Raw genomic sequence first — 21,511 nt, 5'->3', positions numbered from 1 at the left:
CTGCCGGCGCTGTATTTGGAGCCACCAGTCCGTTTCTTGCTATGGTCTGGAGTGTGCCCCTCGGGAGGGGCGCGGCGCCGGCGAGGCCCTCACCTCGTCCGACGCCACTCTCTGGGCGCCCGAAAGGCCCCCACCATGGCTCGCTTGGTTCCGAACGCCTTTGCCCCTGCCGCCGCACGGCGCAGCCGACGACGCTCGAACGCGCCGCTCGTCCGCCGCCTCGGCGCGGTGCTCGCGGCGCTGACGCTCGCCGTCACGTCGGCGGTCATGCTCCCGGCCGCCGCGACTGCGGCGCCGAACCCGGCCATCGTGGTGGGCGACGTCACGGTCACGAGCTCCGACGGCGAGCAGGCCACGGTCGGCGACACCCTCACCGTCTCCGGCAGCTGGGATGCGACGACCGCAGACCCCCACGTGGGCGACACGTTCACGGTCGGCCTGCCGATCGAGCTCGCGTTCGACCAGGCCGTGCCGTTCACGCTCGACGGCCCGGACCCTGGCGGCCAGATCCAGACCTGGGCGAACTGCCTCACCGACCCTGCGACCGGAATCGCGACGTGCACGCTCACGCCCGAGGTCGAGCTCTACCCCGAGCTCGTGCACGGCACGTTCGAGTTCGACGTCGAGCCGTGCAGGCGACCACCGCGGAGGAGTTGGTCTTCGACCTGAACGGCACCGCCACGCCCGTGGAGCTGCCGGGCGGCGGGGGCATCGACGACGGCATCGTCGTGCCCGACGACTGGACGAAGTCCGGCTCGCTGAACGACGACAAGTGGTCGATGTCGTGGACGATCGAGCTCCCGGGTGCCCGGCTCGCCGGGCAGGATGTGGTCAACATCTTCGAAGATCTGAGCGACAACCACGTGCTGTGCGACCCGTCGAACCTCCGTGTGGAGACCGTGCGCGGCACGACCGTCGTCGACGTCACGTCGATCGCCTCGACCTCGACCGACGTCGCCGAGCCCTACGAGTTCGCGATCGTGCTGAACGCGCCCGAGGGTGGCTTCGACCCGTCGGTCACCTACCGCATCACGTACGACACGTGCACGCCCGACGGTCAGATCGACCCGCAGGGCACCGAGTACCTCAACGAGGCCACGGTGGACATCTGGGGCGAGACCTCGGGCGTCATCGGCGTCGAGCAGGACTGGGCGTTCTCGGGCGAGCTGAACAAGCAGGGCACGGTCCTCGGCGGCGCGAACCGCAACGGTGTCATCCGCTGGACCGTGACGGTCGCGGGCGACCATCTGGCCGGCAAGGACGGGTTCACGTTCAGCGACACGCTGTCTGGTGCGCACGAGCTGTGCACCGACGCCGACGGCGACTACGTCGTGCAGGGGCTCGGCGTCCAGGAGCGCTACGGACCCAGCCAGGCGATCACGAGGTCGATCGGCACCGACCTGCTCTCCGTCGCGGTCTCTGACGCGACGGCAACCGGGTTCACGCTCGACTTCGGCGTCGTTCCGGGCTCGGGCTTCGAGTTCCTGCCGTCCGACTACCTCTACGTCATCACCTACCAGACCTGTGCGAACACCGACGGGCTCCCCGAGGCCGGCACGGCTTTCGGCAACGAGGCGAACGTCGACGGCGCGATCGACGGCAGCGAGGCGACCGTGCCCGGCCGGTCCGAGGGCAAGGGCGGACGCATCAATACGACCCCCGTCGAGCTCGACGGCGTCACGTACCTGCCGCAGACGACACTCGGCTGGACCATCACGGTGCCGGGCCAGGAGGTCGCCGCGGTCGGCGGTCCGCTGACCATCACCGACACGCTCACCGGCGCGCACGAGGTGTGCACGGGCAGCGGCGGCGATCTCGTGGACCGGCTCGGCCTCCGGGTCGAGGCGCGCGATCAGATCTCGGGCGGCGGTCTCACGACGGTCGACCTGACCGAGGGAACCACCGCGGAGATCGTGGACGGCTCGATCGTCATCACGATCGCGCAGCCCACGCTCGCGCTGCCTGACGGCAGCTCCGCGACCGGCTTCAGCCGCGAGTACCAGTACGTGGTCGCCTACTCGACGTGCACGACGAGCGGGGGCATGGATGCTCCGGGCACCACGTACGGCAACAACGCCGAGGTCGCGGGCACCACGTACACGCAGTCTGTGACGCAGAACAACCGCGGCAGCGGCACCGGCACGGGCGTGACGCGCGGCTCCATCGCCATCGTGAAGTCGCTCGCGGACACCCCGGGTGCGGCGTTCGTACCCGAGGACACCACGTTCTCCGTGCACGTGAAGGAGATCGACCCGACCGGGGTCACCCAGATCGAGTACGACCTCGAGCTCCCGCTCGACGGTTCGCCCGTGAGCGGTCCGAACTCGCGCGGCACGGGCTGGACCGTGGAGCTCTCCGAGGTCGAGTTCCCGACGGTGCCCGGCGTCGTGTTCGGTGCTCCCGTCTTCGCCGAGTCCGAAGGGGTCACGCTGAGCGCCGACGGCACGGTCGCGACCGCCGCGCTCGTGCCCGCCTCGAACATCGCGGTCTCGCTCACGAACACCGCTCAGACGGGCGCACTCGAGGTGCTGAAGGCGATCGAGGGCCCGGCCGCCGATCTGGTCGAGGCGGACCGCGAGTTCGCCCTGACCGCGGCGATCGACGTCACGGCGCTCAGGCCCGACTTCCCGGCCCAGGCGGACCGTTCGTTCTCGATCACGGCGGGTGAGCCGCACGTGCTCGACGGCCTGCCGATCGGCGCGACGGTGACCTTCACGGAAACCCAGCCGGCCGATGACGACCGGCTGACCTGGTCGGAGCCGGTCATCGAGCCGGGCAGCATCGAGGTGCTCGCCGAGCACGCGGCGGAGCCCGCGGTGATCTCGGTCACGAACACGGTCGAGCGCACGGTCGGCACCTTCGCGGTGACGAAGACCGTGACGGGCGACGAGGCCGAGAACCCCGCGGTTCCGGCCCAGGTGACCGTCACGGCGACCTGGGATGAAGAGGGCGTGCCGGGCTCGAAGACCCTGACGCTGCCGACGGACGGCACGTCCGTGCCGTTCGGCGAGGACCTGTTGATCGGCACCGAGGTGACGCTCACCGAGACGCCGCTCGAGAACGGGTCGGGCATCGCCTGGGGTGCGCCGGTCTGGTCGGGCACGGGCGTCGAGCTCGCGGGCGAGTCCGCGATCGTGACGGTCGGCCGGGATGCCTCGGCGGCGGTCGCGCTCGAGAACCACGCCGCGACGTCGACGGCCGGGATCAGCCTGCTCAAGGGCATCGGCGGCGAGGCGGCCGGCGAGGTCGACCCCGACGCGCAGTTCCCGGTCACCGCGGCCTGGATCGATGCCGAGGGCGTCGAACAGACGCGGGATCTGCTGATCGGCGCGCTCGAGCCGACGCCGCTCGGCGAGGAGCTCCCGGCCGGCACGGTCGTGACGATCACCGAGGGCGAGCGTCCCGCCATCGACACCGTCGTGTGGGGGTCGATCGTCATCAGCGGCACGGGCGTCGAGGACGCCGGTGACGGGAGCGCCACGGTGGTCGTGTCCGACCTGCAGGACGACGTGACGCTCGTCACCGTCGTCAACGAGGCGACGTGGGCGCCGGGCACGTTCTCGCTCGCGAAGGACGTGACGGGCATCGCGCTCGATCACCCGGGCGTGCCCGAGTCGGTCGTGGTCGTTGCGACCTGGCTGGACGAGGAGATGGTCGAGCAGGTCCGCGAGCTCGTTGTGCCGACCGACGGCTCGGCGGTGGGCCTCGGCGAGGATCTCCCGCACCTGACCGAGGTGACACTGACCGAGGTCGACCTGCCGGAGGCGGCGAGCTTCACGTGGGCCGTGCCCGAATGGGCCGGGCCGGGTGTCGTCGCTGGCGAAGACGGCAGTGCGGTCCTGACGATCGGCGCGGCCACCGAGGCCGAGGTGTCGCTCACGAACGAGGCGGTCGCCTCGACCGGTTCGCTCGTGCTCACCAAGGCGCTCGCGGGTGCCGGCGCGGGCAAGGTCCCGGCCGACCGCGTCTTCCCGGTGACGGCGACCTGGACCGACCTGCTCGGTGAGGAGCACGAGCGCCGCATCGAGCTGAAGGCAGGCGCGACGACGACGCTCGAGGAGCTTCCGCTCGGCGTCGAGGTCCGCCTCGTCGAGGGTGAGACGGCTGTGCCGGACGACGTGCGCTGGACGAGCGTGACCTGGGCCTCCGACGACGAGCGCGTGCACGCGGTCGCCGAGTCCGGCACCCGGGCCGTCGTCGTCACGGTGTCGGCCGACCCGGGCGCATCGGTCGCGCTCACCGCGACGAACGCGTACGAGCTCGTCCCGGGCCTCGCGTCGACCGGCCTCGACCTGGGTGCCTGGCACCTCGCAGCGCTCACCGGCGGCCTCCTCGTGCTCGCCGCGGGAGCCTGGCTGCTCGTGCGCCGCCGCAGCACCGCGAGCTGACCGGGCCGTTGGTCGAGTAGCGCAGCGTATCGAGACCTCGTGAGCGAGTCCGAGGAGTGGCTCACCGGGTCTCGATACGCTCGCCGGCGCTCGCTACTCGACCAGCGTGCTCGGCCTACTGGTTGCCGATCTTCTTGTCGAGGTTCTCGCGCACGCCGTCGATCTTCGCGTCGTGCTCGTCGGGCGTGATCTTCTTCACGCCCTCGGCGAGCCCGCCCAGGATCTTGTCGCTGATGTCTTCGGCCTGCTCGCTCTTCAGCGCCTCGTCGATCTTGTCCTTGTTGTCGGCGATGAAGTCCTGTGCCTTCTTGCCGAGGTCGTCCAGTGCACCCATCGAAGCATCCCTCCTCGCTTCCATCGACGACGGACCCGCCGTCGCGCTCATGCTAGGGCGACGCGTGCACGGCCGGAAGGGGTTGCCGTCCGCCTTCGCCGCCCGCGCTGGTCTGGACCGGGGGAGCAGACACGCGTAGCGTGGAGCGACCGAAGGGGAGCGATGGTGACGTGGATCGTCGACCCGGAGTCCCAAGTCGAACTCTGGGTTCCTGAGTATGCAACACCGGAGAGCGTCATCGTCCGCGAGTCGATGCGACGCGACGGCACGCTCACCGTGGTGCGAGTATTCCCCGAGTGGGGCACGGAGTCACCCCTCTGGGTGAGCGGGCCGGACGATGGCGTGATCCGCGCTGAGCCCGCGCTGAGCGAAGCGCTTCGTGTGGCCCTGCAGAGCTGGGTCGAGCGATGGCGGACCGACTTCGATGTCTTTTCGGGCTGGTCCTCCGCCGAACGCCGCGAGAGCTGGTTTCGTGAAGGAGACCTGCTCGCATCCCGCCTTCAGCAGGAGCTCTGGGACTTCGCCGAGATCGTTCCCGAGTTTCGCCTCGCCGCATACTGAGCCCGGTGGTCAGCGCTCGGGGACGTGCAGGCGCGCGAGGAAGGCGTCGACGCCCCGCGGGACGCGCGCGCGGTCGAGGCGCGAGACGAGCACCGTGACGGCGATCGCGAGGGGCACGGTCCAGGCGGCCGGCTGCTCGACGAGCGGCGAGAGCCACGGCGCGCCGACCGCCACGGCGGGCACCGCGAGGATCGCCGTTCCCGAGAGCAGCGCGCCGCTCAGCATGCCGGCGATCGCGCCGCGCGCGGTGAGCCCGCGCCACCAGATGCCGAGCAGCAGCACGGGGCACAGCGTCGACGCGGTGAACGCGAACACGAGGCCCACGCTCCCGGCGAGCCCGGCGGGTTCGGTGAGCAGCGCGACGCCGAGCGGCACGAGCGACGAGATCATCGCGGCGACCCGGAAACCGCGGACGCTGCCGCCCATCAGGTCCTGGCTGATCACGCCCGCGAGCGAGACGACGAGCCCCGACGACGTCGACAGGAACGCCGCGAACGCCCCGGCGATCACGAGTGCGGTGAGCAGCTGACCGACGGGGCCCGGAACGAGCCGGTCGGGCAGCACGAGGATGAGGGCGTCGGCCTCGCCCGGCACCGCGAGGTCGGGCGCGAACGCCCGGCCGAGCAGGCCGAACGCGGTCGGGAACAGGTAGAACGCCGACAGCAGGCCGAGCACGATGAGCGTCGTGCGCCGCGCCGCGGTTCCGTCGGGGTTCGTGTAGAACCGCACGAGCACGTGCGGCAGCCCGAGCGTGCCGAGCAGGAGCGCCACCATGAGCGACACGGTGCGGTAGACGTCGAGTGAGCCCGGCCCCGCGGTCGCGGGGAACGCCGCCTCCTGCGCGAGCTCCGGGCGGGGCTCACCGCCCCCGAGGATGAGCAGCAGCACGACGACCGGCACCGCGAGCGCGGTGAGCTTCAGCCAGAACTGGAACGCCTGCACGAACGTGATCGAGCGCATGCCGCCCATGATGACGACCGCCGCGACGATGACCGCGACGGCGAGCGAGCCGACCCACGAGGGCAGTCCGGTCGTGATCCGCACCGTGAGCGCCGCGCCCTGCAGCTGCGGCACGATGTAGAACCAGCCGATCACGATGACGAGCAGGCTCGTGACCCGGCGCACCGCGACCGAGTCGAGGCGGGCCTCGGTGAAGTCGGGGACGGTGTACGCCCCCGACCGGCGCAGCGGTGCCGCGACGAACAGCAGCAGCATGAGGTATCCGGCCGTGTACCCGATCGGGAACCACAGCCCGCCCGCGCCCGTCAGCAGCACCAGCCCGGCGACGCCGAGGAACGAGGCCGCCGAGAGGTACTCGCCGCCGATGGCTGACGCGTTCCACCACGGGCGCACGGTCCGGCTCGCGACGTAGAAGTCGCCGGTCGTGCGCGAGACGCGCAGGCCGTAGAACCCGATGAGCGCCGAGCTCACGGCGACCAGGGCGATCGCGGTGTACCCGATGGCGGGGTTCACGCGTCCTCCGCGAGCGAGCGGTACCGGGCCTCGTTCCGGGTCGCGGCGCGCACGTACAGCGCGGCGACGGTGATCGCGAGCGGGTAGACGCCCGCGGCGAGCAGGAGCCACGACACGGGCACGCCGGCGACGAAGGTCTCATCGAGCGCCGGCGCCCACACGATCGCGAACACGAACAGCGCGGTCGCGATGACGAAGCCGCCGGCGCACACGAGCGCGAGTCGCAGCTGCGACCGGATCAGCGAGCGGACGTACACGGCGGGGACGTCGGTCGACTCCGGCGCGCCGGTCGCGCCGGTCGCTGCAGACGGATGCCTCGGGGCATCCGGTCGTGGCGCGGTGACCCGCACCCGGGCGGGCGGTGCGCCACCCGCGGCGCGGCCGCCCGCGGCGCGGTCACCCGCGGCGCGGTCGCTCGCGGCACCGTCGTCACGTGCCGGGGTGTCCGTCATGACCGCATCCGGAGCGTCGTCGACTCCAGGCGCTCCCGCAGCGCGGGCAGGAGCCGCCGGCTCACGGGCAGCTCGGCACCGCCCACGGTGACGCTCGCCTGGTCGCCGCCGAGCCGGACGCGCGTGACGTGGGGGAGCGCGACGAGGTACGAGCGGTGCACGCGCACGAAGCCCGCGTCGGCCCACTGCCGCTCGAGGTCCGCCATGGGCACGCGCACGAGGTAGCTCGCCTCCTCGGTGTGCAGGCGGGCGTAGTCGCCCTGCGCCTGCACGTAGCGGACGTCGTCGCGACGGATCATGCGCGTCGTGCCGCCCAGGGTGACCGCGATCGTCTCGGGCTGGCTGGGCGGTGCGGGTGCGGTGCCCGCGCGCAGCGTCTCGACGATGCGCGAGACCGACCGCTCGAGACGCTCGGTGCGCACGGGTTTCAGCAGGTAGTCCACCGCGGCGAGGTCGAACGCCTCGAGCGCGCCCTCCTCGTCGGCCGTCACGAACACGAACGCGGGCGGATGCTCGAAGCGCTGAAGCGCGCGGGCCAGGTCGAAGCCCGTGAGACCCGGCATATGCAGGTCGAGGAATGCGGCGTCGACCCGCTCGCGCGTGAGCAGCCGGATCGCCTCGGCGCCGGACGACGCGACATGGATCATGCCGATGCGGGGATCCTGCCGCAGCAGGAACGCCAGCTCGTCGATGGCGGGCTGCTCATCGTCGGCGATGAGGACGGAGATCACCGTTCGATCCTTCCATCTGGGTCGTGCCGCGGTTGCGACTTCGGCACGCGGAGGCGTACGAGCGTACCGGCACCGACGTTGGTCTCGATCACGAGGCCGTGTTCGTCGCCGTAGACCTGTCTGAGCCGGGCGTCGACGTTCCGCAGGCCCACGTGGTCACCGACCGGGCCGCCGGCCAGGGCGCGCTCCAGCGCTGCGGGGTCGATGCCGACGCCGTCGTCCTCGACGGTGAGCTCGGCGTACGCGCCCGAGTCGACGGCGGTGATCGTGATGCGCCCGCCGCCCTCCTTCGACTCGAGCCCGTGCCGGACGGCGTTCTCGACGAGCGGCTGGATGGACAGGAAGGGCACGACCGTCGACAGCACCTCGGGCGCGATCTGCAGGGTCACGGCGATCCGGTCGCCGAACCTGGCGCGCTCGAGCCGCAGATAGCTGTCGATCGAGCGGAGCTCCTCGGCCACGGTCGTGAAGTCGCCGTGCCGCCGGAAGGAGTAGCGCGTGAAGTCGGCGAACTCGAGCACGAGCTCACGGGCGGTCGCCGGGTCGGTGTTGATGAACGACGCGATCGCGTTCAGGGAGTTGTAGATGAAATGCGGGCTGATCTGCGCGCGGAGCGCCCGCACCTCGGCCTCCGCGAGGGCCGCGCGCGACGCGTCGAGCTCGCCGAGCTCGACCTGCGCGGCGACCCAGTCCGCGACCTCGCCGGTCGCGCGGACGAGTCCGGCGCGCACGGTCGGCTCGAACGCGACGACGGCTCCCACGGTGCGGCCGCCGACGAGCACGGGTGCCGCCGCGGCATCCGTCTCGTGACGACCCGAGCGGATGCCTCGCCGGATCTGCTGACGCCCGCTCGCCGCGACCTCGGCCGCGAGCTCCGCCGCGGCCGGGCGGAGCGCGTCGTCGCCGTCGAGCGCGACCCCGCCGGCCGCGTCGACGAGCGCGAAGCTCCGGCAGTCGAGCAGCGCGCGGAGATGGCGCACGGCGCGCGCCGCGTCGGGCTCGCCGAGCCCGTCCCGCAGGTGCGTGGCCGCACGCGAGGCGAGGTGCAGGGTCTGATACGTGGCCCGCTCCTCGTCGGTGCCGAGGTCGCGCGCGGCGAGCACGACGCGCCGCAACAGCACGACGAGCCCGACCGCGAGTGCACCCGCCACGACGCCGGCTGCGGCGGCCAGCAGCGTCGACTCGGGCATGCGTCAACGGTAGCCGTCGTTCGTCGGGGCTCGGGCACCGTTCGTCGCACGAAGCCCGCCGTTCGCCGACGACGAGCGGTCTGCGCGCACGGGTGGGCCCCGTGTCTCGGCACGATGGTGCGAACTGCCGGCACGCGTGACGTGCACGAACAGCGACCATCGAAGGAGATGCCATGGGCAACGACGCCCTGAGCGTGGGACGTGCCGATCTCGAGCACGTCGACTACCGCGCCGTGCAAGAGTCCCCAGAGTTCCAGCGACTGCGGAGCCGGCACCGGCGCTTCGTGTTCCCGGTGCTGGGCGCGTGCCTCGTCTGGTACCTCGCGTACGTGCTGCTCGCGGTGTACGCGCACGACTTCATGTCGACGCCCGTGTGGGGGAGCGTGAACATCGCCATGGTGCTCGGGCTCGCGCAGGTGGTGACGACGTTCGCCGTCACGACCTGGTACGTGAGCTTCGCGAACCGGCGGCTCGACCCGCTCGCGGGGCAGATCCGTGAGGAGATCCTCGCGGACGACTTCGACGCCCGCGCCATCGATCCGGAGGGGACGCGCTGATGCTGCGCTTCGAACAGGCCGCGGCGACCGCGCCCGGCGAGCCCTGGCTCAACATCGCGATCTTCGGCGCGTTCGTCGCGATCACGATGGTCATCGTGTTCCGCGCGAGCCGGAACAACAAGACCGCGGCCGACTACTACGCCGCCGGCCGGTCGTTCACGGGCGGCCAGAACGGGTCGGCGATCGCGGGAGACTACCTGTCGGCCGCGTCGTTCCTCGGCATCGTCGGCGCGATCGCGCTCACCGGGTACGACGGGTTCCTGTACTCGATCGGCTTCCTCGTCGCGTGGCTCGTCGCCCTGCTGCTCGTCGCCGAGCTGCTGCGCAACACGGGCAAGTTCACCATGGCCGACGTGCTGAGCTTCCGGCTCAAGCAGAAGCCCGTGCGCATCGCGGCCGCCACGACGACCCTCGTCGTCTGCTTCTTCTACCTGCTCGCGCAGATGGCGGGCGCGGGCGGGCTCGTGTCGTTGCTGCTCGGCATCGGCGACCAGCTCGGCCAGGCGCTCGTGATCACGGTCGTCGGCGCGCTCATGATCCTCTACGTGCTCGTCGGCGGCATGAAGGGCACGACCTGGGTGCAGATCATCAAGGCCGTGCTGCTCATCGCGGGCGCCGGCGCCATGACGATCTGGGTGCTCGCGGTGAACGGGTTCGACTTCTCGGCGCTGCTCGACAAGGCCGTCGCGGTCGCCGACAACCCGGCGATCCTCGACCCGGGTCTGAAGTACGGCGTGTCCGAGATCGCGAAGGTCGACTTCGTGTCGCTCGGCCTCGCGCTCGTGCTCGGCACCGCGGCGCTGCCGCACGTGCTCATGCGGTTCTACACCGTGCCCACGGCGAAAGAGGCCCGCAAGTCCGTCGTGTGGGCGATCTGGCTGATCGGCATCTTCTACGTGTTCACGCTCGTGCTCGGCTACGGTGCCGCGGCGCTCGTTGGGCCGGCGGTGATCGCGGCCGCGCCCGGCGGGCCGAACTCGGCGGCGCCGTTGCTCGCGTTCGAGCTCGGCGGCCCGCTGCTGCTCGGGCTCATCTCGGCGATCGCGTTCGCGACGATCCTCGCCGTGGTCGCCGGTCTCACGATCACCGCGGCCGCGAGCTTCGCGCACGACATCTACGCGTCGGTCGTGAAGAAGGGCAAGCCCGAGCCGGGTGCCGAGGTGAAGGTCGCGCGGCGCACGGTCGTGATCATCGGGGTCGTCGCGATCATCGGCGGCATCGGGGCGAACGGGCAGAACGTCGCGTTCCTCGTGGCCCTCGCGTTCGCGGTCACGGCGTCAGCGAACCTGCCGACGATCGTGTACTCGCTGTTCTGGAAGCGGTTCACGACGCGCGGTGCGCTCTGGAGCATGTACGGCGGGCTGGCGTCGGCCATCGTGCTCATCGTGTTCTCGCCCGTCGTGTCGGGGTCGGAGGCGTCGATGCTGAAGACCGCAGACATCGACTTCGCGTGGTTCCCGCTCTCGAACCCCGGCATCGTGTCGATCCCGCTCGCGTTCTTCCTCGGCTGGCTCGGCACCGTGCTCTCGAAGGAGAAGGAGGACCCCGCGAAGCAGTCCGAGATGGAGGTGCGCTCGCTCACGGGCGTCGGCGCCGAGGGCGCCACCCAGCACTGACCCGTCGTTCGACGAGGAGAGCTTCCGGCGGCGGGCGGTCCCACCCGCCGCCGGAGACGAACTTCGGCCCGGCCCCCGCATCGCCTGCCCGGGGCCGGGCCGAAACGCGCCTTGACGGGAAAGAGGGCGCCGCGCGATGTACTCGAAGCGGGATATTAATGTTGTAGCAGGCGGAGATGTACGGCACTCTTTGAGAGGCATGTCGCCACGGGGTGTCATGCGGATCGGGGGAATGATGAAGACACGTATCAGATCGACACTGGTCATCGCCTCGGCGCTGGCCTTCATTGGCGCGGCCATCGCGCCCACGCAAGCCATGGCCGCGGACGTGGCTTCCGCGTCGGGTGGCGCCTCAGGCGTCGCGGACGAGCTGCCGCCGGAACTCCTGCAACGGGCGTACAGCGATTTGGTCGCTTCCGCCGTGCCGCGCACGCGTTCACACGCCGATGTGGCCGGAATCATCTTGACGACGTTCACGCTTCCGACGGGGTCCGAGCTCACGTTCACGATGCCGGAGGTGACGGCTGAGCTCGGGGGCGGCTGGGATGAGCGATATGGGCTGTATGTGGAGTTCAATCGAACAGATCAGGGCGTCCTTCTGGCCGGCGGCGGTGGAGCGCTCGCGGTCGCCATGTGCGCGATCCCTGGTGTCGGGATCCCGCTGTGCATCGTGGCAGGTGGCGTCGTCGCCGCGGCCACCACGGCGCTGGCTGCACATGGACTCTGTCGAAACATCATGCGGGTATATGCGCAGATGCTCGGGTACCCCGAATGTCGATGAGTGAAAAGGGTGGAGCCCACATGAAGCGCCCCCTGCACCTACTGCGAGCGATGATCGCCGGGGTCACCGTTGCGACGATCACGATCGTGGCCTGTTCTCTGGCATTGGGTTACTCCGTCGCCGAGGTCCTGGTCGTGAGTCTGGGTGCCGCAGCAGTCCTGTCCGTCGTTTTCGTGATCCTCTGGTTCATCAATCGCCGACGAATGGCGCATGATCCGAAGAGGTCGGGTTGACCGGCTATTGAGACGAACTTCAGCCCGGCCCCCGCATCGCCTGCCCGGGGCCGGGCCGAAACACGTCTGCACGTGTCAGTCCGAAGATTCCTCTCGGGTTATGCCAGGATCTGCGCGGAGACTCTCTCGCACCACGCTGATGAAATCGATCACGGCCATCACGACGAAGGCCAGTGCGGTCGCCGACATCACTCCGAGGACTACCCAAGTCTGGGCCTCAGTCATCTCGATCCCTTTTCCAGCGTCAGTTGCGGTCGAGCCCGAACGTGCGCTTCACGAGCACCTGCACATCCCGATCGATAGCGTCCACCCGTGAGCCGAGGGCATCGATGCGCGTGTTGACGGTTTCGAACTTGGCGTTCATCTCACCTCGGAGCCCGCCGATCTCGGCCCGGAGGACGCGGGTGAACAGCACGGCGAAAATCGTGAGGGTGCCGAAGAAGAGCGTGGTGAACACGCCCAAAACGGTCCAAATCTGAGGTTCATTCAGTTCGATCACCTTCCCATTCTTGTATATCGGGAAGGACTATGCCAGCCGCTCGCTGAACTCGTGGAGATAACGGCCGAACCGTGGAGAACGCGAGAGGCGGCCGCGCTGCGGAGGAGCGGTCGGCGCGGGGCTACATGTTGATCATGTGCCCCGTGAGGCCGTGGAACGCCTCCTGCAGCGCCTCCGACAGGGTCGGGTGGGTGTGCACGTTTCGGGCGAGCTCGAGGGCACCCAGGTCCCACTTCTGCGCGAGCGTGAGTTCGGGCAGCAGCTCGGAGGCATCCGGCCCGATGAGGTGACCGCCCAGGAGCTCGAGGTGCTTGGCGTCGGCGACCAGCTTGACGAAGCCGACCGGGTCGCCGAGGCCGTTCGCCTTGCCGTTCGCGGTGAACGGGAACTTCGCGACGACGACGTCGTAGCCCTCGTCGCGGGCCTGCTGCTCGGTGAGGCCGAAGCTCGCGATCTGCGGTGAGCAGAACGTCGCGCGCGGCATCATGCGGTAGTCGCCGAGTTCCATGGTCTCGGCGTCGCCGATGGTCTCGGCTGCGACGACGCCCTGCGCCTCGGCGACGTGCGCGAGCATGAGTTTCGCGGTGACGTCGCCGATGGCGTAGATGTGCGGCACGTTGGTTCGCATGCGCTCGTCGATCCCGATCGCGCCCCGTTCGGTGAGTTGCACGCCGGTCTGCTCGAGTCCGAAGTCCTCGACGTTCGGGGCGAAACCCACGGCCATGAGCACGCGGTCGGCCTCGAGCGAGCCCGGCTCGCCGTTGGCACCGGTGTACGTCACGGTCACCGACGAGCCGTGGTCGGTGACGGTCTCGACCTTGGTCGACGCCAGGATCGGGATGCCGAGGTTGCGGTACTGCCGCGTGACCTCCTTCGACACCTCGACGTCTTCGTTCGGCAGTGCCCGGTCCAGGAACTCGATGACGGTGACCTCGACGCCGTAGTTGCGCAGCACGTAGGCGAACTCCATGCCGATGGCGCCCGCGCCGACGATCGCGATCGAGCGCGGCAGGTCGCGGGTGAGGATCTGCGACTCGTAGGTGACGACGTTGTCCGACAGCTGCACGCCCGGCAGCAGGCGCACCCGCGAGCCCGTCGCGATGATCGCGTGGTCGAACGTGACGGTCGAGGTCTCGCCGTCGGCCTTCGCGACGTCGATGGTGTTCGCGTCGCGGAACGTGCCGCGCCCATCGAGCTCGGTGATGCCGTTCTTCTTCATCAGGAAGTGCACGCCCTTGACGTGCTTCTCGGAGACCTGCCGGCTGCGGTCGAACGCCGCGCCGAAGTCGAAGTGCACGTCGCCGGAGATGCCGAACGTCGCGGCCTGGTCGTGGAAGATGTGCGCGAGCTCGGCATTGCGCAGCAGCGCCTTCGACGGAATGCAGCCCACGTTGAGACAGACCCCGCCCCAGTACCTCTCCTCGATGACCGCGACCTTCTGGCCGAGCTGCGCCGCGCGGATGGCGGCGACGTAGCCGCCGGGGCCCGCGCCGAGAACGATGACGTCGAAGTGGCTCATGCGGGCCAGCCTAGGCGCGTCGGTCGCTGCGCGGCAGGGGCGAGCGGATGCCTCGGGCCGGCCGTGCCGGCTCACCCCGCCGTCGGCTCGCAGTTCGCGAGTTCGGTCTCGGCGAGCGGCTTGCCCTCTTCCGTGACATACGTCACGAGCAGGACGAGGTCTTCGTCGCCCTCGTTCACGCCCTCGTGCACGTAGCTCGCGCCCTCGATGACCGAGTCGCCGGCCTCATAGACGTGGACGCCGTCGGGGTAGATGGGCGCCCGATGCGTGAACTCGCCCGACTCGACGACCGCGATGAGCTGACCGTAGTGGCAGTGCAGACCGGTGCCGGCGCCCGGTGCGATCGTGATGCGCCGATAGGTCACCGCGACCGGCCCGGCCACGTCGACCTCGACCGTGGCCTCGGTCTCGCCGGCGCCGAGCTCCTCGACGGTCACCGGCGACGCCGTGGTCGGGGCCGGGCTGGTCGTCGGGCTCGCGGTGTCGGCGGCGGGGGCGAGGGGCGTCGCGGCGCAGGCGCTGAGCGCCACGGCCGCGGTGAGTCCGGCGAGTCCGGTGAGTGCCAGGGTTCCGGCGGTGCCGAGGCGACGTCGTCTCGATGCGTTGGGGAGGGGCATGGCGCGAACCTAGCGGAGAACGGTGTTCGCCGTCCGATTCGGCGCGCACCGTGCGTTGGGCTGCCGACGGCCGGCGGATTCCGGACAACGTGCTCGGCGGGGGTCATTGGGTGTCGGTGGGCGGTCCTATGCTCGGTCCGTGAGTGAACCGCGCACCGTGCAGCAGGCCCCTGTCGTGGCATCCGTCGCCAAGCCCGGCGCGGTCTCGGCGTGGGTGCAGTTCCTGGCCATGGGCCTCGTGTGGGGAGCGAGCTTCCTGTTCATGAAGGTGGCGCTCGACGGGGTGTCGTTCGGCCAGATCGCGTGGTCACGCACGGTGCTCGGCGCGCTCGCGCTCGGGCTCATCGTGCTCGTGACCCGGCCGCACGTGACGTCGCCCGACGGGCGGCGCGGCCCGGTGCTGCCGCGCGAGCCGATCGTGTGGGTGCACTTCCTGGTGGTCTCGCTCACGACGTGCGTGATCCCCTACCTGTGCTTCGCGTGGGCCGAACAGTACGTCTCGTCGAGTCTCGCGTCGATCTACAACGCGACGACGCCGATCATGACGGCCATCATGGCGACGCTCGTGTTCCGCGTCGAGAAGCTCGGTGCGAGCCGGTGGTTCGGGGTCGGCCTCGGCATCCTCGGCGTGCTCGTGGTGATCGGCCCGTGGCAGCTCGCGGGTCTCACCGGCAGCCTCGCCGGGCAGATCGCGTGCCTCGTCGCGACGCTCTGCTACGGCATCACGTTCGGCTACCAGCGCCGGTTCCTCAGTCATCGGCCGATCGCGCCGGCGACGTTCGCGTTCCTCTCGATCGGCACCGCCGCGGTCGTCATGCTCCTGCTCACGCCCGTGCTCGCACTCGAGCCGGTCACGCTCACCTGGCCGATCATGCTCTCGCTGCTCGCCCTCGGCGTGCTCGGCACCGGCGTCGCCTACATCTGGAACATCAACGTGCTGCGCGCGTGGGGCCCGACCGGCATCTCGACGGTCACCTACGTCACACCCGTGGTGGGCGTCGCCCTCGGCATGGCCGTGCTCGGCGAACGCCTGAGCTGGCACGAGCCCGTCGGCGCGCTCGTCGTCTTCCTCGGCATCCTCTTCGCGCAGGGCCGCCTGCGGTTCGGGCGTCGCCGCGAGCCCGCCTCCGCGTAACAGGTTCCAGCACACCGTGCTGCTCGCCGAGCGCGCGTAAGCGCCGGGCCTCGCGCGCTCCGCGCCTGACCCGAGCTCACTCACCGCGCCTCCGCACTTCCGCGCCTCCGCACTTCCGCGCCTCCGCACTTCCGCACTTCCTTGCTCAGGAACACGGCGCTTCAGCGCGGCGTGTCGGCAGCGCCGGCACGGCGTGCCGCGCCGATCTTCCTGAGCAAGGAGATCCGTCGACGGAGTCAACGCGGCACTTGACAGCGACCGCCTTCAGCTGGTTGGTTAGTTACACAAGTAATGAACCAACCAGGTTGGACCCGGACGAGTGAAGGCGGCATGGACGAATCACGACCGATCTTCATCCAGATCGCGGAGCAGATCGAGAACGACATCATCGACGGGAGCATGCCCGAGGGCAGCCAGATCCCGTCGACGAACGAGTTCGCGGCGTTCCTCCGCGTGAATCCGGCGACCGCGCTGAAAGGGGTGAACCGCCTTGTCGACGACGGCATCGTGGAGAAGCGACGGGGGATCGGCATGTTCGTGACCGTCGGGGCCAGGGACCGGCTCGTCGAACGGCGGCGTGCCGAGTTCAGTGCCCAGTACATCCGACCGCTCATCATCGAGGCCGAGAAGCTCGGCATCGACATCGACCAGCTCGCGGGCCTGCTCCGCGCCGAAAGGATCGAATCATGACCGCCACCGTCGTCCGCGTGGAGGGGCTGACGAAGCGCTACGGCTCCTTCACCGCCCTCGACCGCGTCGGCTTCAGCCTCGAGGAGAACCGCATCTACGGCCTGCTCGGCCGGAACGGCGCGGGCAAGACCACGATCATGCAGCTGCTGACCGGTCAGCTCTTCCCCGACGGCGGCACGCTCGACGTCTTCGGCCGCACGCCGGCCGAGCACGCCGACGTCCTGCGCCGGGTGTGCTTCATCGCCGAGTCGCAGCGCTACCCCGAGGACTTCACCGTCGCGCACGTGCTCAAGTCCGCGCCGTGGTTCTTCGAGAACTGGGACCAGGAGTTCGCCGAGCGGCTCATCGCCGACTTCCGGCTGCCCGTGAAGCGCCGCATCAAGAAGCTCTCCCGCGGGCAGCTGAGCGCCGTCGGCGTGATCGTCGGCCTCGCAAGCCGCGCGCCGCTGACGTTCTTCGACGAGCCGTACCTCGGCCTCGACGCGGTGGCCCGGCACATCTTCTACGACCGGCTGCTCGAGGACTACGCCGAGCACCCGCGCACGGTCGTGCTCTCGACCCACCTGATCGACGAGGTCGCGAACCTCCTCGAGCACGTGATCCTCATCGACCAGGGCCGGATCCTGCTCGACCGCGACGCCGAAGAGGTGCGTGGCTCGGCCACGACGGTCGCCGGCCCGAAGGCGGCGGTCGAGCAGTTCGTCGCGGACCGCCCGGTCATCGGGCGAGAGGGCCTCGGCGGGCTCGCCTCGGTCACGATCGACGGCCGGCTCGATCAGTCGTCGCGTATCCAGGCGGCCGAGCTCGGTCTCGAGCTCGCGCCGGTCTCGCTCCAGCAGCTCATCGTCCATCTCACCGGCACCGACCTCGCCGGTTCGTCAGATCAGGAGGCCGCAGCATGACCGCCGTCGCCACCACTGCGTCCGTCGCCACGTCGACGTCGCGCATCCGACCCAACGAGCTCTGGCGGATCATCCGGCTGCACGCCGTGAACCCGTCGGTGTTCTTCGGGATCCCGTGGATCATCCTCGGTGCCGCGTGGGCGGTGACCATGGTGATCGCGCTCATCATCAGTGGTGCCGCCGGGCCCGAGGGTACCGCCGACATGACCGAGGGCTTCCGCTACAGCTGGGCCGTGCTCTCGCCGCAGTGGTACCTCATCGTCGTCGGCGTGCAGGCCGTCGCGTACACGTTCTCGTTCGCGCTCGGCTTCGGCGCGACCCGCCGGGACTTCTGGCTCGGCACCGCGCTCATGTTCTTGTTCGTCTCGTTCGAGATGGCGATCGCGATCGCGACGCTCGTGCAGATCGAGCTCGCGACCGACGGCTGGGGCATCGGCGCGGCCATGTTCAGCTCGCTCTGGTACGGGCAGGAGGGCTGGCTGGTCGACTTCTACACGACGTTCGCGCTGCAGCTGCTCGTGCTCTTCATCGGCGCGAGCGCGACCACGGTCTACATGCGCTGGCGCACGCGCGGCATGCTGATCGTCGCCCTCGGCGCGGTCGTCCTCGTGCTCGGCCTCATCGCGATCGCGACGTTCACCGACGCGTGGATCGACGTGTTCACGTGGTTCGGCAGCATCGGCATCGTCGGGGTGTTCACGATCGTGCTCGGTCTCGCGGCGTTCTTCGCGGCCGCCGGCTTCCTCGTCATCCGGCGCGCGACCCCGCGCTGACCCCGGCCTGATCCGGGCGCCCGCAGACCGCGGCGCGGCATCCGTCCCCCAAGGCGGATGCCGCGCCGCTTCAGCCGAACGCGATGGAAGTCGAATAGTGGGTTGGAGGTCGGGTAGGGCCGACTTCCAACCCACTATTCGACTTCCAACACACCAACGGCGGCATCGGGTGCGGCATCGGGTGCGGGTGCGGGTGCGGGTGCGGGTGCGGGTGCGATCAGGCGCGTTCGAGCACGGTCGCCTCGGTGCCCCAGCCGAGCGGGATGACGCGGGCCGGCCGCCAGCCGGCGGCGCCGGCGAGTGCGGCGATGGCGGATGCCTCGCGCAGCGGGCTGCCCGTCGCCGCGAACGCGAGCAGTGACGCCTCGGCGGTGTGCGCGCCGAGCCCGTCCGGACGCGAGGCCTCGATCACGATCGCGGTCTCGGACCATCGGGCGAGATCCGAGAGCAGTTCGACGCATTCGCCGTCGGTGCGGTGCGCGAGCGCCCTGGCGGCGATGGCGAGGTCGGCCGGCCCGGCGGTCCATTCGAGTCGCTCGGGGTGCTCGACGGCGTCGCGCAGCGCGGCCGCGGGGCCGTCGTCCTCGGCCACGCGGAGGAACGGGCGGACCGCGCTCTGCTCGAGCGCCGCGACGACCGAGGCCGCCCCGGGTCCGGTGAGCAGGCAGGTCTCGGCGCGCTGTACGAGCGGGTCCGCGACGAGCCCGTCGAGGATGAAGGCGAGCTGCTCGGACTCCTCGACGAGGTGCGCGAAGCGCTCGCGCTCGGCGCGCGCGGACTCGGCGAGCGTCGTGCCGGTCGCGGTTCGCCACGGCGACTCGCCCGCGCGGATCGACGACGCGAGGCCGCCGAGCGCGAGCAGCAGATCGGCCTCGGGGCCGTCGAGCTCCTCGCGTTCGTGCTCGTCGAGCAGCTCCTCGCCGGCCGGCCCGAGCGTCAGCTCGCCGTCGGCGGCCTCGGCGAGCACGCCGTGCGCGGTGAGCACGGGCAGCAGCATCGCCAGTGTGCCGCTCGCGACCCCGACGCGTTCGGCGAGGCGCTCGACGGGCATTCCGGGTGCGTCGGCGACCGCGTCGATCACGCCGAGCTGCAGCGCGGCGCGCGTGACGAGCCAGGGCAGCGGCGAGGGGATCTCGCCGGCCTCGGCCGGCGTCTTGTCGGAGCCGGGTGCCGCCGAGGCATCCGCCACCGACTCGCGATGCCAGTACCCGGTGATGTTGACGCGGTCCTTCGCGAGCCCGCGCTCGCGCTGCAGGTAGCGGCGCACGGGCAGCAGCGCGCGGCTCTCCGCGGCGGCCCACGCGTAGCCGTCGCCGTCGGGCAGCTCGACGGCGCGCACCGCTGCGTCGAGCGCCTCCGCGTCGCCGGGCTCGGCGACCACCCAGGCGATCGTGTCGCCGTCGCGTAGCGCGAGCTCCTGCCTGGCCTCGTCGTGCGAGACGGTGACGAGCACGTGCGCGGGCGCATCGTGCGGGCGCTCGTCGAGGTAGCGGCCGATCGCGGGCAGCGCGGTCTCATCGCCGATGAGCACGATCCAGTCGAGCTCGTCGGGCAGCTTCAGCGAAGACTTGGGGCCGACGAACCACAGCTCGTCGCCGACGCCCGCCCTGCTCGCCCACTCGGCAGCCGGCCCGTCGCCGTGCAGCACGAAGTCGAGGTCGAGCTCGCCCGCGACGGGGTCGAACCGGCGCGGCGTGTAGTCGCGCGCCTGCCGATGCTCGGACGGTCCCCACTCGATGCCGTGCGGCAGCTGCGCCGGCAGCGCCGCGTGCACGTCGCCGTCGGCGGCGAAGATGAGCTTGAGATGGTCGTCGAAGCCCGGCGCCGCGAACGGCGGGTGCGTGACGCCGTCGCGGGTGATCGACCCGAGTCCGTCACCGCCGACGACGATGCGCCGCATCCGAGGGGTCACCTCGTGGATGCGGCGCACGGTCACGCGGCGGACGACGAGCGGATGTGTCGTGTACGCGCGCTGGGCGGCCATCAGCCGAACTGCTCCTCGATGATGTCGAGCAGGGCCATGGCCTCGTCGTAGTCGCCGCGGAGCACCCAGTACGGCAGGTCGTACGCGTTGCCCGAGGTGAACGCGGGCAGCGCCGCGTAGACCGGGTTCTGCTGCAGGGTCGCGACGTCGGTCGTGTCGCCGTTGAAGCCCATGACGAAGACCGTGGGCTGCGTGATCGTCTGCCCGACCTGCTCGGTCGACAGCTCGAACATATCGCCGCCGCCGCCGTAGACCTCGAAGTCGCCCTCGGCGAAAATCGGCGCGGGCTCGATGCCGACGGCCGCGAACTCGGTCGGCAGGCCGAGGCTCTCGACCAGCGCGTAGGCCGTGCCGTCGCCCGTGATGGTGAGGAACGACGCGGGCGCGGGCGGCGGGGTGATCGCGGCGCGCACCTCGTCGACGCGCGCGTCGTACGCGGCCACGAGCTCCTCGTACCTGGCGCCGTCGTCGAACACGTCCTCGGCGAGGAACGAGAACTGGCCGCGCCAGTCGCCGAGGTCGCCTGACACGAGCACGGTCGGCGCGATCGCGGTGAGGTCGTCGTAGACCTGCTCGGCCTGGAAGAGCGGGAAGCCGATGCCGCCGCCGATGATCAGGTCGGGGTCGAGGTCGAGGATCGCCTCGAGGTCGAATCCGTCGACGCTCCAGGGCAGGAACTCGGTGCCGTCCTGCTCGGCCTCCTCGGCCCAGAACTCGGAGAACTCGCCGGTGCCGTCCGCGGACTCGGGGATGGTCGCGAGCACGGGCACGTCGAGGTCGTAGAGGTACCCCGCGAGCGCGTAGTTCAGCACGACGATGCGTTCGGCGTCGACGGGGACCTGCACGTCGCCGTAGTCGGTGGCGACCGTGCGGGTCGCGTCGGCTGAGCCGGCGGGCTCGGCGGCATCGGACGAGCCTGAGGCGGTGCAGCCGGTCAGGGCGAGCGCGGCGACGAGTGCGACGGCGGCGAGCGGGCGGGCGGACGCGGCGCGGGACGAGCCTTGCCGGGCTGGGATGGGCATGGTGACCTCACATGACGAGACAGGGGGCCTGCGGCTGGCGGCGCACGACGGATC

21 protein-coding genes are annotated in these 21,511 nt (G+C 70.6%); 11 read left to right on the top strand and 10 right to left on the bottom strand.

Annotated elements, in window-relative coordinates; all coding sequences use genetic code 11:
* The first annotated feature begins 135 nt into the window (after nt 1–135).
* Both RH864_RS17835 and RH864_RS17830 read left to right on the top strand, forming a co-directional pair.
* Nucleotides 136–669, top strand: coding sequence for an Ig-like domain-containing protein (locus RH864_RS17835; RefSeq protein ID WP_310518930.1), 534 nt, complete (start codon nt 136–138; stop codon nt 667–669).
* Entirely contained in the window at nt 630–4,388 is a 3,759-nt protein-coding gene (locus RH864_RS17830; RefSeq protein WP_310518929.1) for a DUF5979 domain-containing protein, read from the top strand. The genes RH864_RS17835 and RH864_RS17830 overlap by 40 nt, the downstream gene beginning before the upstream one ends.
* 115 nt (nt 4,389–4,503) lie before the next feature.
* Here the strand turns inward: RH864_RS17830 and RH864_RS17825 are convergent, their stop codons facing one another.
* Nucleotides 4,504–4,722, bottom strand: coding sequence for an antitoxin (locus RH864_RS17825; RefSeq protein ID WP_310518928.1), 219 nt, complete (start codon nt 4,720–4,722; stop codon nt 4,504–4,506).
* A 162-nt stretch (nt 4,723–4,884) separates the two neighbouring features.
* Here RH864_RS17825 and RH864_RS17820 point away from each other — a divergent pair, with 162 nt between their 5' ends.
* Complete coding sequence (locus tag RH864_RS17820) at nt 4,885–5,283, top strand: hypothetical protein (RefSeq protein ID WP_310518927.1); 399 nt, start codon at nt 4,885–4,887, stop codon at nt 5,281–5,283.
* Nucleotides 5,284–5,292: 9 nt separating this feature from the next.
* Here RH864_RS17820 and RH864_RS17815 read toward each other — a convergent pair whose 3' ends face one another.
* Genes RH864_RS17815 through RH864_RS17800 form a run of 4 tightly spaced genes read right to left on the bottom strand, consistent with a single transcriptional unit; the run spans nt 5,293 to nt 9,129 of the window.
* Nucleotides 5,293–6,756: a sodium/solute symporter gene (locus RH864_RS17815; RefSeq protein WP_310518926.1), complete on the bottom strand. Its 1,464-nt coding sequence runs from the start codon at nt 6,754–6,756 to the stop codon at nt 5,293–5,295.
* On the bottom strand, nt 6,753–7,208 hold the full coding sequence (locus RH864_RS17810; protein ID WP_310518925.1) for a DUF485 domain-containing protein: 456 nt from the start codon (nt 7,206–7,208) through the stop codon (nt 6,753–6,755). The genes RH864_RS17815 and RH864_RS17810 overlap by 4 nt, the downstream gene beginning before the upstream one ends.
* Nucleotides 7,205–7,939, bottom strand: coding sequence for a LytR/AlgR family response regulator transcription factor (locus RH864_RS17805; protein ID WP_310518924.1), 735 nt, complete (start codon nt 7,937–7,939; stop codon nt 7,205–7,207). The genes RH864_RS17810 and RH864_RS17805 overlap by 4 nt, the downstream gene beginning before the upstream one ends.
* The gene (locus tag RH864_RS17800; protein WP_310518923.1) at nt 7,936–9,129 is read right to left on the bottom strand and encodes a sensor histidine kinase; all 1,194 of its coding nucleotides are present in this window, start codon (nt 9,127–9,129) and stop codon (nt 7,936–7,938) included. The genes RH864_RS17805 and RH864_RS17800 overlap by 4 nt, the downstream gene beginning before the upstream one ends.
* Before the next feature lie 173 nt (nt 9,130–9,302).
* Between RH864_RS17800 and RH864_RS17795 the strand changes: the two genes are divergently transcribed.
* From RH864_RS17795 to RH864_RS17780, 4 genes are all read left to right on the top strand, one after another.
* Nucleotides 9,303–9,686 (top strand): DUF485 domain-containing protein, encoded by a 384-nt coding sequence (locus tag RH864_RS17795; protein ID WP_310518922.1) that lies wholly within the window; start codon nt 9,303–9,305, stop codon nt 9,684–9,686.
* On the top strand, nt 9,686–11,302 hold the full coding sequence (locus RH864_RS17790) for a solute symporter family protein (RefSeq protein WP_310518921.1): 1,617 nt from the start codon (nt 9,686–9,688) through the stop codon (nt 11,300–11,302). Before RH864_RS17795 ends, RH864_RS17790 begins: the two co-directional genes overlap by 1 nt.
* Before the next feature lie 232 nt (nt 11,303–11,534).
* Nucleotides 11,535–12,083: a hypothetical protein gene (locus RH864_RS17785; protein ID WP_310518920.1), complete on the top strand. Its 549-nt coding sequence runs from the start codon at nt 11,535–11,537 to the stop codon at nt 12,081–12,083.
* A gap of 20 nt (nt 12,084–12,103) precedes the next feature.
* A complete protein-coding gene (locus RH864_RS17780) occupies nt 12,104–12,316 on the top strand; it encodes a hypothetical protein (RefSeq protein WP_310518919.1) in 213 nt (70 codons plus the stop codon).
* Between the two features lie 244 nt (nt 12,317–12,560).
* Here RH864_RS17780 and RH864_RS17775 read toward each other — a convergent pair whose 3' ends face one another.
* The 3 genes from RH864_RS17775 to RH864_RS17765 form a co-directional block, all read right to left on the bottom strand.
* Nucleotides 12,561–12,815 carry a hypothetical protein gene (locus RH864_RS17775; RefSeq protein WP_310518918.1) on the bottom strand — a complete coding sequence of 85 codons (255 nt, stop codon included), beginning with the start codon at nt 12,813–12,815 and terminating at the stop codon, nt 12,561–12,563.
* A 121-nt stretch (nt 12,816–12,936) separates the two neighbouring features.
* Entirely contained in the window at nt 12,937–14,334 is a 1,398-nt protein-coding gene (gene lpdA / locus RH864_RS17770; RefSeq protein WP_310518917.1) for a dihydrolipoyl dehydrogenase, read from the bottom strand.
* Nucleotides 14,335–14,405: 71 nt separating this feature from the next.
* The gene (locus RH864_RS17765; protein ID WP_310518916.1) at nt 14,406–14,951 is read right to left on the bottom strand and encodes a cupin domain-containing protein; all 546 of its coding nucleotides are present in this window, start codon (nt 14,949–14,951) and stop codon (nt 14,406–14,408) included.
* Between the two features lie 229 nt (nt 14,952–15,180).
* Here RH864_RS17765 and RH864_RS17760 point away from each other — a divergent pair, with 229 nt between their 5' ends.
* The 4 genes from RH864_RS17760 (at nt 15,181) to RH864_RS17745 (ending at nt 18,451) form a co-directional block, all read left to right on the top strand.
* Entirely contained in the window at nt 15,181–16,086 is a 906-nt protein-coding gene (locus tag RH864_RS17760; protein ID WP_449224136.1) for a DMT family transporter, read from the top strand.
* 330 nt (nt 16,087–16,416) lie between these two features.
* Nucleotides 16,417–16,776, top strand: coding sequence for a GntR family transcriptional regulator (locus RH864_RS17755; RefSeq protein WP_310518915.1), 360 nt, complete (start codon nt 16,417–16,419; stop codon nt 16,774–16,776).
* Complete coding sequence (locus tag RH864_RS17750) at nt 16,773–17,678, top strand: ABC transporter ATP-binding protein (RefSeq protein WP_310518914.1); 906 nt, start codon at nt 16,773–16,775, stop codon at nt 17,676–17,678. The genes RH864_RS17755 and RH864_RS17750 overlap by 4 nt, the downstream gene beginning before the upstream one ends.
* The gene (locus tag RH864_RS17745; RefSeq protein ID WP_310518913.1) at nt 17,675–18,451 is read left to right on the top strand and encodes a hypothetical protein; all 777 of its coding nucleotides are present in this window, start codon (nt 17,675–17,677) and stop codon (nt 18,449–18,451) included. Before RH864_RS17750 ends, RH864_RS17745 begins: the two co-directional genes overlap by 4 nt.
* Before the next feature lie 217 nt (nt 18,452–18,668).
* Here the strand turns inward: RH864_RS17745 and RH864_RS17740 are convergent, their stop codons facing one another.
* Together RH864_RS17740 and RH864_RS17735 are read right to left on the bottom strand one after the other, a co-directional pair.
* Nucleotides 18,669–20,435 (bottom strand): siderophore-interacting protein, encoded by a 1,767-nt coding sequence (locus RH864_RS17740; RefSeq protein ID WP_310518912.1) that lies wholly within the window; start codon nt 20,433–20,435, stop codon nt 18,669–18,671.
* Nucleotides 20,435–21,457: an ABC transporter substrate-binding protein gene (locus RH864_RS17735; RefSeq protein ID WP_310518911.1), complete on the bottom strand. Its 1,023-nt coding sequence runs from the start codon at nt 21,455–21,457 to the stop codon at nt 20,435–20,437. Before RH864_RS17735 ends, RH864_RS17740 begins: the two co-directional genes overlap by 1 nt.
* Nucleotides 21,458–21,511 lie beyond the last annotated feature (54 nt).

Origin of the sequence: Agromyces aerolatus, from assembly GCF_031432255.1 — a bacterium.
Taxonomy (GTDB): Bacteria; Actinomycetota; Actinomycetes; order Actinomycetales; family Microbacteriaceae; genus Agromyces.
The sequence above is the reverse complement of the archived record's forward strand: the minus strand, read 5'-3'. Positions and strand labels throughout refer to the sequence as shown.

Coding starts and splice junctions, on each gene's coding strand:
- RH864_RS17750 (WP_310518914.1), top strand. CDS start 16,773: ATGACCGCCACCGTCGTCCGCGTGGAGGGGCTGACGAAGCGCTACGGC.
- RH864_RS17740 (WP_310518912.1), bottom strand. CDS start 20,435: ATGGCCGCCCAGCGCGCGTACACGACACATCCGCTCGTCGTCCGCCGC.
- RH864_RS17795 (WP_310518922.1), top strand. CDS start 9,303: ATGGGCAACGACGCCCTGAGCGTGGGACGTGCCGATCTCGAGCACGTC.
- lpdA (WP_310518917.1), bottom strand. CDS start 14,334: ATGAGCCACTTCGACGTCATCGTTCTCGGCGCGGGCCCCGGCGGCTAC.
- RH864_RS17835 (WP_310518930.1), top strand. CDS start 136: ATGGCTCGCTTGGTTCCGAACGCCTTTGCCCCTGCCGCCGCACGGCGC.
- RH864_RS17820 (WP_310518927.1), top strand. CDS start 4,885: ATGGTGACGTGGATCGTCGACCCGGAGTCCCAAGTCGAACTCTGGGTT.
- RH864_RS17780 (WP_310518919.1), top strand. CDS start 12,104: ATGAAGCGCCCCCTGCACCTACTGCGAGCGATGATCGCCGGGGTCACC.
- RH864_RS17785 (WP_310518920.1), top strand. CDS start 11,535: ATGATGAAGACACGTATCAGATCGACACTGGTCATCGCCTCGGCGCTG.
- RH864_RS17765 (WP_310518916.1), bottom strand. CDS start 14,951: ATGCCCCTCCCCAACGCATCGAGACGACGTCGCCTCGGCACCGCCGGA.
- RH864_RS17755 (WP_310518915.1), top strand. CDS start 16,417: ATGGACGAATCACGACCGATCTTCATCCAGATCGCGGAGCAGATCGAG.
- RH864_RS17825 (WP_310518928.1), bottom strand. CDS start 4,722: ATGGGTGCACTGGACGACCTCGGCAAGAAGGCACAGGACTTCATCGCC.
- RH864_RS17735 (WP_310518911.1), bottom strand. CDS start 21,457: ATGCCCATCCCAGCCCGGCAAGGCTCGTCCCGCGCCGCGTCCGCCCGC.
- RH864_RS17760 (WP_449224136.1), top strand. CDS start 15,181: ATGGGCCTCGTGTGGGGAGCGAGCTTCCTGTTCATGAAGGTGGCGCTC.
- RH864_RS17810 (WP_310518925.1), bottom strand. CDS start 7,208: ATGACGGACACCCCGGCACGTGACGACGGTGCCGCGAGCGACCGCGCC.
- RH864_RS17800 (WP_310518923.1), bottom strand. CDS start 9,129: ATGCCCGAGTCGACGCTGCTGGCCGCCGCAGCCGGCGTCGTGGCGGGT.
- RH864_RS17745 (WP_310518913.1), top strand. CDS start 17,675: ATGACCGCCGTCGCCACCACTGCGTCCGTCGCCACGTCGACGTCGCGC.
- RH864_RS17790 (WP_310518921.1), top strand. CDS start 9,686: ATGCTGCGCTTCGAACAGGCCGCGGCGACCGCGCCCGGCGAGCCCTGG.